The following is an 11,827-nucleotide window of genomic DNA, read 5'->3' as shown; positions in this document are numbered from 1 at the left end:
CGTCGCTACTTCAACGGCGGGCCGGAAGGCTTGCCGTCCCAGCTCTGCACCATCCAGGTATAGGCGGTGGTCCAGGCCGGGTCGGTGTTCGGCGGCAGGCGGCCGGCGCGCAGATCCTCGATATTCACATCGGCAAGCTGCAGATGCGGCGTCTCGCCGGGCTTGGAGACCAGGCCCTCATCGGCGCCCACCGCATGCAGCCGGTCCCACATCCGCGCCTGGCCCTCATCCGCATCCCAGGACCAGCGGCCTTCCAGTGCCAGCACGAAATCGGCCGCCAGGCCGAACTGGTGCAAGCTTTCGAAGGCGCGGACCGGGGTCAGGATGCGCCCGGTGCGGCTGCGGCCGGAGGCATAGAGGTGGTTCTGCCGCCAGGGGCCGCGCATGCCCTCATAGATGCCGAAGGGAATCCCCTCCGCGTTCAGCCGCGCCACGGTGCGCAGCGCCTTGTTGCGGAAGGCGGGGTGCAGCATCTTCGGCTCGCGGTTCACGCGGTCCACGTTGCGCCAGGGAAAAGTCTCGGTGACGTGCTGCGGGGCCTTGGCGCCGGCCACCTGGCGGCGCAGCAGCCCGGCCGGCGCGAAGCCCTTCTGGCCGGACGGCGCCTCCACCGGCAGCCAGCCTTCCGCGACATCCCCCGCCAGCACCAGCACCTGGTCGATCGGCAGCGTGCGGATCGCCTTCTGGTCCGGGCCCGGGCCCTCGCGCAGCTCCGTGGTGGCCGTGACGCGGTACAGGATGGGGTAGCTGGTGGCTTCAGTCATGCGGGAACGACCTTGCGGGGAGGGATGCAAAGGTAACGCGCGGCCGGCTGCTTAGCCAGCCGGGCGGGCGTGTCTCAGCCCTTGGGGGTCCAGACCGCCGGCGCCTCGCTGCCGGTCTGGCTGGTGATGCGCGCGTAGTGCTCCGGCCGGCGATGCCGGGCGAAGTTGAAGATGGTGCTGCGGCCGAGCTCGCACATGCCGAGGTCGCAATCGGCGATGATCACCTCGTCATCCCAGCTCGTCGCCTGGGCCATGATCTCGCCCTGCGGGTTGACGATGATGGAATGGCCGAACAGCTCATGCCCATCCTCGCTGCCCGCCTTCGCCACGCCGACGCCGAAACAGGCGTTCTGGTAGCAGCCGGCCTGGATCGACAGGTGGCTGTGGGCGACGCGCAGGTGATGCGCCTCGAAGCCCCGATTCTCCATGTTCAGGCTGGGCGTGTTGTAGCCGAGCATGACCAGCTCCACCTGCTGCAGCCCCAGCACCCGCCAGGCTTCCGGCCAGCGCCGGTCGTTGCAGATCAGCATGCCGAGATTGACCGGCCCGGCGCTGCCGACCGGCGCGCGGACCACGGGGAAGCCGAGGTCGCCCGGCTCGAAATACCGCTTCTCCAGATGCTGCACCTTCCGCACCGGGTCGAACTCGGCATGGCCGGGCAGATGCACCTTGCGGTATTTCAGCACGATCTCGCCGGTCGGGTGCACGAAGACGGCGGTGTTGTAGCGATGGCCCTCCGGCGTCTTTTCCGCATAGCCCAGGTGGAAGGCCACGCCGAGCCGGCGCGCTGCATCGAACAGCGGCGCCGTCTCGTTGGACGGCAGGGCGTGCTCGTACCAATGGTCCGCCTCGGCCAGGTTCTCGTGGTACCAGCGCGGGAAGAAGGTGGTCAGCGCGAGCTCCGGATAGACCACCACCTCCGCGCCACGCCGCGCCGCCGTTTCCATCAGGCGGACCATGCGGTCCACGGCCACGTCACGGCCCTCGGCCTTCTGGATCGGGCCCATCTGGGCTGCGGCGACGACGAGGCGGCGGGCCATGCGGCAATCTCTCCCGAATGCTGCGTCGCAGATGCCAGAGGCGGCCCGCCCTGGCCAGCCCCGCGGCGCCCGCCCGGGCCGGGATCGTCCGGAAATGTAAGGGTCGCCCGAGGCCGCTACATATTCGGACAAGGTCCGGCGCAAGGGTTGCGATAGAGGAAAGCGCAACACGAACCCGCCGGGACGATCAACTTGTCATCATCAACCGCGCGCCCGGTCATTGCCGGCCGCATGCGGACCACGCTGGTCACCGCCGCTACCTGCCTGCTGCTGGGCGCACTTCTGTCGGCCATCACTCTGTTGCGCGAACGCGAGCGGCTGCTGGATGCGCATGGCGCGCAGCTGGCCGCCACCGCAGGGGTGCTGGCCAGGCGGCTCGATGCCGGGCTGGCGGCCTGGGCGCAGGATGTGGTGCTGCTGGCCCGCTTCGCCGCCTTCCGGCAGGACCCGCCGAACCCCGGCGCGGCCCGCACCCTGCTGGAGGATCTGCAGGCGCGGTCGCCGGAATTCTCCTGGATCGGCTTCGCCGGCACGGATGGACGGGTGATCGCGGCCACCGGCGGCCTGCTGGAAGGGCAGGATGTGGCCGCCCGGCCGTGGTTCGCCGGCGGTATGCACGGCGTGCATCTGGGGGACGTGCATCCGGCGGTGCTGCTGGCCAAGCTGCTGCCGGCCTCCCAGGGTGGCGCGAACGCCTATTTCGTCGATGCCGCCGCGCCGGTGGTGGATGCCGCGGGCCGCGTGCTCGGCGTGGTCGCCGGCCACATGAACTGGCTCTGGGCCGAGGGCGTGCGGCAGGAGATCATGCGCCTGGGCACCGACCGCCCGGCGCCGGAACTGCTGGTGGCTGGCAGCGACGGCCGCCTTCTGCTGGGGCCGGAAGCCGAACGCGGCAAGCCGGTGCAGGGCGAGGCAGTGGCGCGTGCCGGCGACACGGCGCGGCGCGGCTGGGTGGCGGAGGATGTCGCGGTGACCGGCTTCGCCCGCACCCGCGGCACCGCCGACCACCCCGGCCTCGGCTGGGTGGTGCTGGCGCGGCAGGACCGCGCGGCGGTGCTGGCGCCGCTCTGGACGCTCGGCCGGAAATTGGCAGTCGGCACGCTGGGGCTGGCCGCGCTGGGCGGGCTGCTGGCCGGCGGCCTGGTGACGCGCTTCGGCCAGGCGCTGCGGGCGATCCAGGACGGGCCCGGCGGCCGCGACCCGGCGGAGGAACTGGAACGGCTGGCCGCCACCTTGCGCCGGCTGCGCGACACCGCCTATCGCGACCAACTGACCGGCCTGCTGAACCGCGCCGGCTTCGCCGCCTGGCGCGAGGCGCATACGGAGGCGGAGCAGGATTGCGCGCTGCTGATGCTGGACCTGGACGGGTTCAAGCCGATCAACGACCGGCTGGGCCATGCCGCAGGGGATTCCGTGCTGGCTGCCATCGGCCGCTGGCTGGAGGGCAACCTGCGGCTCGGCGACTGTGCCGTGCGGATGGGCGGCGATGAGTTCCTGATCTGCCTGCGCGGCCCCGCCAGCATGGCGGAGTTGGCGGCGGTGGAAGTGGCGGCGCGGCTGCAGATGGCGCTGTCCGAAGGGTTGCCCACCGGCCATGGCCGCCTGTCGCTCGGCTGCAGCATCGGCACCGCCATCATTCCGCGCGATGGCTGCGGGATCGATGCCGGCGTGCTGCATGCGGATGCGGAGCTGTACCGCGTGAAGCGCCAGCAGCAGCGCCAGCCGGAGGCGGCTGGCGCGCGCTGAACCGGTTCAGGCGGGCGGCTCGGCGCCCACCTGGTCGACGATGCGGCCATACCATTGCGGCCGGCGGTGCTGGGCGAAGTTGAACATCTTCTCCTTGCCCTGGCGACAGGCATCGAGGTCGATCTCGGCCACGATCACCTCATCCGCCGTCGTCTGGGCCTGCGCCACCACGACGCCGTTGGGGTCCACGATGCAGGACCCGCCGATCAGCCCGGCGCCATCCTCCACGCCGGCCTTCGCCACGGCGATCGCCCAGGTGGCGTTCATATAGGCGTTGGACTGCGCGGCCAGGATGGAATGGAAGGTCCGGAGCTGCTCGCTCTCACCCTCGCCGCCGTTCGGGTCATAGGCGGCGGAGTTGTAGCCCACCATCACAAGCTCCACCCCCTGCAGGCCGAGGCAGCGCCAGCCTTCCGGCCAGCGGCGGTCGTTGCAGACCAGCATGCCGAGCACCGGCCGGCCCCAGGCCTCCGGCCCGCGCGCCACGGGGAAGCCCATGTCGCCATACTCGAAATACATCTTTTCAAGCTGCTGGTACTTTTGCCCGTCCTTCACATGGTCGCTGCCGGGCAAATGGATCTTGCGGTACTTGAACAGGATCTGGCCGTCCGGGCCCACGGTGATGGCGGAGTTGAAGCGGTGGCCGTCCGGCGTCAGCTCGGCGTAGCCGATATAGAAGCCCACGCCCAATTCGCGCGCCCGGTCGAACAGCGGCTGCACCTGCGGGTTCGGCATCGCGGTCTCGAAGCTCGCCAGCAGTTCCGGCGCCTCGCGGTCCATCGGCCAGCGCGGGAAGAAGGTGGTGAAGGCGAGTTCCGGGAACACCACCAGCTTCGCCCCGCGTGCCGCCGCCTGCTCCAGCAGCGCCACCAGCCGGGCGAGCGTCTGCGCGCGGCTGTCTGCGCGCTGGGTGGGGCCCATCTGGGCGCCCGCGAGGGTGAGGAGACGGCTCATTTGAACAGGTTCCTGATGTCTTGCCTTGTGCCGCCGAAGCCGCGCCACAGCACGATGAATCCAAGCATGAAGCCCAGCCCGGCGGCGAATCCCGGCACGCCCGGCCGAGCATCGGCCAGCTGCGCCAGCACGACGCCGACGATGCCGGTGGCGACACCGGTCGCGATCGCCATCAGCAGGTGGACGCGCCCCGGGCCGACCCGCGGCGGCGGGCCGGGCAAGCCGTTGCGGGAGGGGCGGGGCGGGCGCTTGATCCAACGTTGTCCGGGCGGGCGCTTCGCTGTCATGCGGGGTCGGGTCTTGCCGTGCTGTGCAGCCCTGGCCTGTAGCCGGATCGCGCCGCCAGGACCACCGTCAGGGTCGCAGCGTGATGCGCAGGATGATCAGCAACGCCATGCCGCCCAGCACCAGCGGCCAGGCGCCGCCCAGGTCATCCGCCTGCAGGCCCAGCACCTCGAAGGCCGCGAAGCCGATGCCCACCAGCGCCAGGATGCCGATCAGGATGGCCTGCGGCAGGATGCTGGGTGGTGCCTCCTCATCCTCGTCCTGGCCGGGATGTGACGCGTTCACGCGTCCAGCTCCGGCCGGATCGCCTCGACGATCGGGCGGTAGCGGTCGGCCTCCGCGGCGATGAAGGCGGCGGCGGCCTCCGGCGTGCCGGGTCCGGCGGGCTCGATGCCGGATGCGTTGAGGCTGGCGCGGAAGGCGGCATCCGCCAGCGCGGCATTGGTGGCGGCGGACAGGCGGGCCAGCACCGGCGCCGGCAGGCCGGGCGGGGCGAAGACCGCGTGCCACAGCACGGCGGTGAAGCCCGGCCGGCCCAGCGCTTCCGCCGCCGTCGGCACATCCGGCGCCTGCGGCGCGCGGGCGTTCGACGCCACGGCCAGCATCCGCGCGCGGCCGCCCTGGTGCAGCGGCAGCCCGGCGCCCAGCGTGTTCACCGCCAGCGCCAGTGTCCCGGCCACCAGGTCGTTCATCGCCGGCGCGGCGCCGCGATAGGGGATGTGGCTGAGCGGCACGTCACCCGATTCGCGCTTCAGGATCTCGGTCGCCAGGTGCATCAGCGTGCCGGTGCCGGGCGAGCCATAGGCCAGCGGCGGGTTGGCGCTGCGCGCCGCCGCCATGAACGCCGGCAGCGTGGCGGGGCGGGAGGGATGCGCCAGCCAGCACAGCGGCCCGCCGCCCAGGGTGGCGACCACCTGGAAATCCTTGGCCGCATCGTATTGCGGCTGCCGGGTCACCAGATTGTACAGCGCGTGGGTCGATGCCGTGCCGAACAGCAGCGTGTAGCCATCCGGCCGGGCGCGGGCGACCTCCATCGCGCCGATCGCACCGCCGGCGCCGCCGCGATTCTCCGTCACCACAGTCTGGCCCAGCTCCCGCGTCATCCGCTCCGCGTAGAAGCGGGCATAGACATCGGTGGGGCCGCCGGCGGGGAAGGGGATGACCAGGCGGATCGGCCGCGCGGGAAATTCCTGCGCCCAGGCCGGCGCGATCGCGGGCGCGGCGAGCAGCGCTCCGCCGGTGGCGAGCAGGCCCCGGCGGGTCAGGCTAAAGTCCGGCATCGCGCCAATTCTCCACGGGGGTTTCGGGGTGGGGCAACAGGCCGGCGGCGCGGATGCCCGCGATCGCCGCATACTCGTCCTTGTCCGAGGCATCGCCGGAGACGCCGACGGCGCCGATCACCGGACCATCTTCCCGGCAGATCAGCACGCCGCCGGGCACCGGGATGAAGCGCCCGTCGCTGGCCGCGGCGATGGCCGACTGGAAGGCCGGGCGGTCCTTCAGCCGGTCGCGGATGACGCGGCTGCCGATGCCCATGCCGAGCGCGCCATGCGCCTTGCCGCGCGCGATCTCGGCGCGGAGGATGCCGGAGCCATCCTCCCGCTTCTGCACCACCACATGGCCACCGGCATCCAGCACCACCACGGTCAGCGGCAGCAGCGCCGCCTGGCGGCCGGCGGCCAGCGTCGCATCGGCGATGTGCTCCGCCACCGACAGGCGCAGATCCACCGCGAGGTGCTTGATGTAGTAGCCATCGGGGGTGCTCATGCGTCGAGTGCGCTCCGCTTGTGCTGGCGCGGCACGAAGCGGCCGGTGCCGGGGCGGGCCTTCACCTCGGTGCCGTTCCAGATCTCCGCCCCGCGCAGCAGGGTTGCCGCCACGCGTGCCTTCATGGCGCGGCCATGATAGGCGGACCAGCGGAACTCCTCGCGGTCCTGGATGATGCGCTCGTCGAAGACGAAGTCGCCGGTTTCCAGCACGCAGAAATCGGCATCGGCGCCGATCCGGATGCCGCCCTTCTTCGGGTCCAGCCCATGGTAGCGGGCCGGTTCCTCGGAGCACATGCGCGCCATCACCGTGGGCGACAGGCCGCGCTCGGCCAGCAGCGTGTACATCAGCGGCGCGAAGGATTGCAGGCCGGTCAGCCCGGCGCCGACCGGGAAGATGTCGCCGTTGTATTCCTTCTTCGCGCGCGGCCAGGGCGCGTGGTCGGTCGAGACATAGGCCATGATGCCGCCGGCCATCGCGCCCCACATGCGCTCCACCTCCTCCGCCGAGCGGAAGGGAGGGTTGCACTTGCCGTAGCCCTGCAGCCGGACGATGTCCTCCTCCGTCATGCAAAGATACTGGATGCAGGCCTCGCCCGAGGTCTTGGCGCCCATGCCGCGATAGATCTGCGCCAATTCGAAGCCGCGCGCGATGGAGGAATGGGCGATGTGGACATGCGCGCCGGTCTCCAGCGCCATCTCGAAGATCTCGAGGTCCGCCATGCTCTCGGCCAGCGGCGGACGGGTGCGGCAATGCCAGATGGGGCTGGTGTTGCCGGCGGCCTTCGCGGCCTCCGTCAGCTTCACCACCAGCTCCTGGTCCTCGTTGTGCACGGCGACCATCAAACCGGTCTTCGCCATTTCGGTGAAGCCCGCCAGCATGGTCGGGTGGTCCAGCCGCGGGAAGCGGTGGGCGTCGTATTCATAGGTCGAGACCTTGAAGGCGGAGGCGCCGGCTTCCGCCATCGCCGCCACATCCTCCGCGCCACCCGTCTTCCGGATGGTGGCGTAGAGCGCCATGTCCACATGCGCCAGGCGGTTCACCCATTCCACCTTCTCACCGAAGATGGCAGCCGACATCACCGGGTTCGGCACGTCGTAGGGCATGTCGCAGACGGTGGTGACGCCTCCGGCGGCCGCCGTCAGCGTCGCATTCTCGATCCCCGGCCAGCCGGTGGAGGAGGAGGTGTGCATGTGGCCATCGACCAGGCCGGGCAGGACCAGCTTGCCGCGATGATCCGCCACCGCCTTGGAGGGCGGCGGCAGGCCTTCGCCGATCGCCGCGATGGTCTCGCCCCGGATGCCGACATAGCCATCCGCCAGCACGCGGTCTGACAGCACGACAGCACCGCGCAGGACAAGATCGAAGGGCTCGGCGGCGTCGGACATGCGGGATCTCTCTCGGTTGATGCGGGCGGAGGCTAGGACGGGTCGGGCGCCACGCCAATCCGGGGGGGCGCATATCGGGCCATCGGATGGGCGGCGCGGGATCTGGCTGCAGATTGCATGCCATGCGGACCGACCGGCTCGGGCCGAACGCAGGACGCCGCCGCGTCCTTCCGGCCGCGGCGGCGTCGTCTCATTGCCCCGGCCGGCCAGTAGCCGGCCGGGGTTAATTGGCTGGTGAAGGTCAGGCGGCGAGCGCCGGGTAGTCCGTGTAGCCCTTGGCGTCGCCGCCGTAGAAGGTGCCCTGGTCCGGCGCATTCAGCGGGGCGTCCTGCTTCAGGCGCTCCACCAGGTCCGGGTTGCTGATGTAGCTGGACCCGAAGGCGATCAGGTCCGCGCGCCCGCTGGCGAGATCCGCCTGGGCGCGGGCCTTGTCGTAGCCGGCGTTCAGGATGATCGGCCCGCCGAAATGCTTCCGCGCCAGGCCGATCACGTCGAAGGCCGGCTTGGCATCGAGGAAGTGGAGATAGGCCAGCCCCTTGCCCGAGAGGCCCTGGATCACCGGCGTATAGGTGTCCTCCACATCCGGGTCATCGATGTCGTTGAAGGGATTGCCGGGGCTGATCCGCACGCCGACGCGATCCGCGCCGATGGCCGCGGCGGCCGCATCGGTGATGGCCACCAGGAAGCGCGCGCGGTTCTCGGCCGAGCCGCCCCACTTGTCCGTGCGCTGATTGGCATTCGGCGCCAGGAACTGGTTCGGCAGGTAGCCATTCGCGCCATGGATCTCGATGCCATCCAGCCCCGCCGCGATGGCGTTGCGCGCGGCCTGGGCATAGGCCTCGATCAGCGTCTCGATCTCGGCTTCCGTCAGCGCCCGCGGGGTCGCCAGCGGCTTCATGCCGGAGGGGGTGTACATCTGGCCCGCCGCGGCGACGGCGGAAGGCGCCACCAGATCCGCGCCGTCCTGGAACTCGGGCAGGGAGATGCGCCCGACATGCATGATCTGCGCGAAGATGCGCCCGCCCTTGGCATGCACCGCATCCGCCACGGCGCGCCAGCCCTCGATCTGCGCATCACTGTAGATGCCGGGGATGTCGATATAGCCGCGGCCATTCGGGGCCGGGGCGGTGCCCTCGGTGACGATCAGCCCGGCGGAGGCGCGCTGGCCGTAGTATTCGGCCATCAGCGCATTCGGCAGGTTGCCCGGCGCGCGGCTGCGCGTCATCGGGGCCATGACGATGCGGTTGGGCAGGTTCAGCGCGCCCAGCTTCACGGGGCCGAACAGGTCGGGGGTCTCGGTCATCGGGGTATCCTTGGATTTCGGCGCGGCACGGATGGTGCCGCTGCGTTGACCGTGATCTGGGCCTGCCCGGCCGGTTGCGCCACCGGCCGGCGGCCATGGCGACCATTCACGAGGCTGATGGCGCCGCGATGGAACCTGTCATCCGCCGCCGCGGATCACGGTGCGGATGGCGAAGCTGGACTGGATGCGGGACACGCCGGGCATGCGGGACAGGGCCTCCTTGTGGATGCGCTCGTAATCGGCCGCGTCGCGCGCCTCCACCCGCAGCAGGTAGTCGGCGATGCCGGTCATCAGGTGGCATTCGCGGACCTCCGCGCAGCGCCGCACCGCATCCTCGAATCGGCGCAGATGGTCATCCGTCTGCCGTTCCAGCGTGATCTGCACGATCACCGTGACGACCCCGGCGGGGGAGGGCTCGTCCACCAGCACGGTATAGCCGCGGATGATGCCCCGCGTTTCCAGCAGCCGCAGCCGGCGCAGGCAGGCGGATGGCGAAAGCCCCACCGTGGCGGCCAGCGCGGCGTTCGGCATCCGGCCATCGGCGCGCAACGCGCGGATGATCGCGCGGTCGATGTCGTCCATATGCAGATTCCACGAATTTCTCGCAGAATATTGCGCTGAGCCGGTCGCGGCGAACAGTCCTGCGACGGTGCGGCATGAAATTCGCTGGATTCACCGGCTATCCTCACCGAATCGCAAGGGATGACGATGATGCGCGTGGTCGTGCTCGGCAGCGGCGTGGTGGGTGTGGCCAGCGCCTGGTACCTGGCCCAGGCGGGGCATGAGGTGACGGTGCTGGACCGCCAGCCGGCCCCGGGCATGGAGACCAGCTTCGCCAATGCCGGCCAGGTCTCGCCCGGCTATTCCGCCCCCTGGGCGGGCCCGGGCATTCCGGTGAAGGCGCTGAAGTGGCTGATGATGCACCACCGCCCCCTGGTGGTCTGGCCGCTGCTGGACACGCGGCTATACGGCTGGCTGGCCCGGCTGCTCGCGAATTGCACCGAGGACGCCTACAACCTGAACAAGTCGCGCATGGTGCGGCTGGCCGAGTATTCGCGGGACTGCCTGCGCGACCTGCGCGGCGCCACCGGCATCCAGTACGACCAGCGCACCCAGGGCACGCTGCAGCTGTTCCGCACCCAGAAGCAGCTCGATCTGGTGCCGAACGACACCACCGTGCTCGACCAGTTCCAGGTGCCGTACGAGGTGCTGGACGCCGCCGGCTGCGCCGCCGCCGAACCGGCGCTGCGCTTCGTCGAGGGCAAGTATGTCGGCGGCCTGCGCCTGCCCGGGGATGAGACGGGCGACGCCTTCCTGTTCACCCAGCGGCTGGCGAAGCTGGCGGAGGCCGCGGGCGTCACCTTCCGCCAGGGCATCACCATCCAGGCGATCGAGACCGAGGCCGGCCAGGTGACCGGCATCGCCACGGACCAGGGCCGCGTCACCGCGGATCGCTACGTGGTGGCGCTCGGCAGCTTCGCGCCCAGCCTGATGCGGCCGCTGCGGGTGCATGTGCCGGTCTATCCGGTGAAGGGCTATTCGCTGACCCTGCCGGTGACGGACCCGGAAGGCGCGCCGGTTTCCACCGTGATGGACGAGACCTTCAAGATCGCCATCACCCGCCTAGGCGACCGCATCCGCGTCGGCGGCACGGCGGAGATCGCCGGCTTCTCCACCACCCTGCGCGGGCCGCGGCGGCGCACGCTGGAACATTCCGTCTCGGACCTGTTCCCGCGTGGCGGCGATGTGACCCAGGCCAGCTTCTGGACCGGGCTGCGGCCGATGACGCCGGATGGCACGCCGGTGGTCGGGCCGACGCGCTTCCCGAATCTTTTCTTGAATACCGGCCATGGGACCTTGGGCTGGACCATGGCCTGCGGCTCGGGCCGCGTGCTGGCGGACCTGATGAGCGGCAAGGCGCCGGATATCGACGCCAGCGACCTGGCGCTGACCCGCTACGCCGGCTGACTTCGCTAAGTCTGGGCGAGCCGCTTCGCGACAAACTCCAGCCGGTCCTGGCCCCAGAAGATGTCCTCGCCGATCACGTAGCTCGGCGCGCCGAATACGCCGCGGGCCAGCGCCGCCTGGCTGTCCGCCTGGCGCATCTCGGCCCAGCGCGGGTCCTCGGCCAGCGCGGTGACGGCGGCGGCGTCCAGGCCCACCTCGGTGATCAGCCGCGACAGGGTCTCGCGATCCGCCGGATTGGCCTCCTCCTCCCACAGCGCCTTCAGGACGCGGTGGGCGAGGCGCAGCGCGGGGGCGTCGCCCTGCGTCTCCCGCACCGCGATGACGCAGGCGGCGGAGAAGGATTCGTCGCAGGGGAAGTGCTTCGGCTGGACATGGATCGGAATGTCGAGCGCCTCCCGCCACCGGCGCAACTCCTGCATCCGGTAGGCCTGGCGCTGCGGGCTGCGCTTCGGCAGGGGAAGGCCGCCGGAGGCCGGGAAGACGGTGCCGCCGAAATCGCAGGGGATCGGGCGGATGGTGGCGCCGTGCTGGGCCGCCAAGGCCTCGATCCGTGCCGCGCCCAGATGCGTCCAGGGGCTGCCGAGGGACAGGTAGTAGTCGATATGCATGGGC

Annotated in this window: 13 protein-coding genes; 2 read left to right on the top strand and 11 right to left on the bottom strand. The window is 70.7% G+C overall.

Annotation, left to right across the window (positions count from 1 at the left end):
* Nucleotides 1-5: 5 nt before the first annotated feature.
* Entirely contained in the window at nt 6-764 is a 759-nt protein-coding gene (locus HB662_RS12755) for a hypothetical protein (RefSeq protein ID WP_168050168.1), read from the bottom strand.
* Nucleotides 765-838: 74 nt separating this feature from the next.
* The gene (locus HB662_RS12750; RefSeq protein WP_168050166.1) at nt 839-1,804 is read right to left on the bottom strand and encodes an N-carbamoyl-D-amino-acid hydrolase; all 966 of its coding nucleotides are present in this window, start codon (nt 1,802-1,804) and stop codon (nt 839-841) included.
* Between the two features lie 231 nt (nt 1,805-2,035).
* Here HB662_RS12750 and HB662_RS12745 point away from each other — a divergent pair, with 231 nt between their 5' ends.
* Nucleotides 2,036-3,550 carry a diguanylate cyclase gene (locus tag HB662_RS12745; protein ID WP_168050164.1) on the top strand — a complete coding sequence of 505 codons (1,515 nt, stop codon included), beginning with the start codon at nt 2,036-2,038 and terminating at the stop codon, nt 3,548-3,550.
* Between the two features lie 6 nt (nt 3,551-3,556).
* On the opposite strand, the gene HB662_RS12740 is transcribed toward HB662_RS12745, so the two are convergent.
* The 8 genes from HB662_RS12740 to HB662_RS12705 all read right to left on the bottom strand — a co-directional run bounded on the left by HB662_RS12740 (nt 3,557) and on the right by HB662_RS12705 (nt 9,829).
* Nucleotides 3,557-4,504 carry an N-carbamoyl-D-amino-acid hydrolase gene (locus tag HB662_RS12740; RefSeq protein ID WP_209443275.1) on the bottom strand — a complete coding sequence of 316 codons (948 nt, stop codon included), beginning with the start codon at nt 4,502-4,504 and terminating at the stop codon, nt 3,557-3,559.
* Nucleotides 4,501-4,791, bottom strand: a complete 291-nt coding sequence (locus HB662_RS12735) for a hypothetical protein (RefSeq protein WP_168050162.1) — start codon at nt 4,789-4,791, stop codon at nt 4,501-4,503. Before HB662_RS12735 ends, HB662_RS12740 begins: the two co-directional genes overlap by 4 nt.
* Nucleotides 4,792-4,858: 67 nt before the next feature.
* A complete protein-coding gene (locus HB662_RS12730; RefSeq protein ID WP_168050160.1) occupies nt 4,859-5,074 on the bottom strand; it encodes a hypothetical protein in 216 nt (71 codons plus the stop codon).
* Nucleotides 5,071-6,069, bottom strand: coding sequence for a Bug family tripartite tricarboxylate transporter substrate binding protein (locus tag HB662_RS12725; protein WP_168050158.1), 999 nt, complete (start codon nt 6,067-6,069; stop codon nt 5,071-5,073). The genes HB662_RS12730 and HB662_RS12725 overlap by 4 nt, the downstream gene beginning before the upstream one ends.
* Entirely contained in the window at nt 6,056-6,556 is a 501-nt protein-coding gene (locus HB662_RS12720) for a GlcG/HbpS family heme-binding protein (RefSeq protein ID WP_168050156.1), read from the bottom strand. Before HB662_RS12720 ends, HB662_RS12725 begins: the two co-directional genes overlap by 14 nt.
* Nucleotides 6,553-7,944, bottom strand: a complete 1,392-nt coding sequence (locus HB662_RS12715) for a dihydroorotase (RefSeq protein WP_168050154.1) — start codon at nt 7,942-7,944, stop codon at nt 6,553-6,555. The genes HB662_RS12720 and HB662_RS12715 overlap by 4 nt, the downstream gene beginning before the upstream one ends.
* 241 nt (nt 7,945-8,185) lie before the next feature.
* Nucleotides 8,186-9,247: an alkene reductase gene (locus tag HB662_RS12710; protein WP_168050152.1), complete on the bottom strand. Its 1,062-nt coding sequence runs from the start codon at nt 9,245-9,247 to the stop codon at nt 8,186-8,188.
* A 138-nt stretch (nt 9,248-9,385) separates the two neighbouring features.
* Complete coding sequence (locus tag HB662_RS12705) at nt 9,386-9,829, bottom strand: Lrp/AsnC family transcriptional regulator (protein WP_168050151.1); 444 nt, start codon at nt 9,827-9,829, stop codon at nt 9,386-9,388.
* Nucleotides 9,830-9,949: 120 nt separating this feature from the next.
* Between HB662_RS12705 and HB662_RS12700 the strand changes: the two genes are divergently transcribed.
* A complete protein-coding gene (locus tag HB662_RS12700) occupies nt 9,950-11,215 on the top strand; it encodes a D-amino acid dehydrogenase (protein WP_168050149.1) in 1,266 nt (421 codons plus the stop codon).
* A 5-nt stretch (nt 11,216-11,220) separates the two neighbouring features.
* On the opposite strand, the gene HB662_RS12695 is transcribed toward HB662_RS12700, so the two are convergent.
* Nucleotides 11,221-11,823, bottom strand: a complete 603-nt coding sequence (locus HB662_RS12695) for a 2-hydroxychromene-2-carboxylate isomerase (RefSeq protein ID WP_209443274.1) — start codon at nt 11,821-11,823, stop codon at nt 11,221-11,223.
* Between the last annotated feature and the right edge of the window lie 4 nt (nt 11,824-11,827).

Source organism: Falsiroseomonas frigidaquae (assembly GCF_012163145.1).
Taxonomy (GTDB): domain Bacteria; phylum Pseudomonadota; class Alphaproteobacteria; order Acetobacterales; family Acetobacteraceae; genus Falsiroseomonas; species Falsiroseomonas frigidaquae.
The sequence above is the reverse complement of the archived record's forward strand: the minus strand, read 5'-3'. Positions and strand labels throughout refer to the sequence as shown.

What these genes read in the sequence shown, in the direction of transcription:
- HB662_RS12755 (WP_168050168.1), bottom strand. Translation starts at nt 764, where the DNA reads ATGACTGAAGCCACCAGCTACCCCATCCTGTACCGCGTCACGGCCACC.
- HB662_RS12750 (WP_168050166.1), bottom strand. Translation starts at nt 1,804, where the DNA reads ATGGCCCGCCGCCTCGTCGTCGCCGCAGCCCAGATGGGCCCGATCCAG.
- HB662_RS12745 (WP_168050164.1), top strand. Translation starts at nt 2,036, where the DNA reads ATGCGGACCACGCTGGTCACCGCCGCTACCTGCCTGCTGCTGGGCGCA.
- HB662_RS12740 (WP_209443275.1), bottom strand. Translation starts at nt 4,504, where the DNA reads ATGAGCCGTCTCCTCACCCTCGCGGGCGCCCAGATGGGCCCCACCCAG.
- HB662_RS12735 (WP_168050162.1), bottom strand. Translation starts at nt 4,791, where the DNA reads ATGACAGCGAAGCGCCCGCCCGGACAACGTTGGATCAAGCGCCCGCCC.
- HB662_RS12725 (WP_168050158.1), bottom strand. Translation starts at nt 6,069, where the DNA reads ATGCCGGACTTTAGCCTGACCCGCCGGGGCCTGCTCGCCACCGGCGGA.
- HB662_RS12720 (WP_168050156.1), bottom strand. Translation starts at nt 6,556, where the DNA reads ATGAGCACCCCCGATGGCTACTACATCAAGCACCTCGCGGTGGATCTG.
- HB662_RS12715 (WP_168050154.1), bottom strand. Translation starts at nt 7,944, where the DNA reads ATGTCCGACGCCGCCGAGCCCTTCGATCTTGTCCTGCGCGGTGCTGTC.
- HB662_RS12710 (WP_168050152.1), bottom strand. Translation starts at nt 9,247, where the DNA reads ATGACCGAGACCCCCGACCTGTTCGGCCCCGTGAAGCTGGGCGCGCTG.
- HB662_RS12705 (WP_168050151.1), bottom strand. Translation starts at nt 9,829, where the DNA reads ATGGACGACATCGACCGCGCGATCATCCGCGCGTTGCGCGCCGATGGC.
- HB662_RS12700 (WP_168050149.1), top strand. Translation starts at nt 9,950, where the DNA reads ATGACGATGATGCGCGTGGTCGTGCTCGGCAGCGGCGTGGTGGGTGTG.
- HB662_RS12695 (WP_209443274.1), bottom strand. Translation starts at nt 11,823, where the DNA reads ATGCATATCGACTACTACCTGTCCCTCGGCAGCCCCTGGACGCATCTG.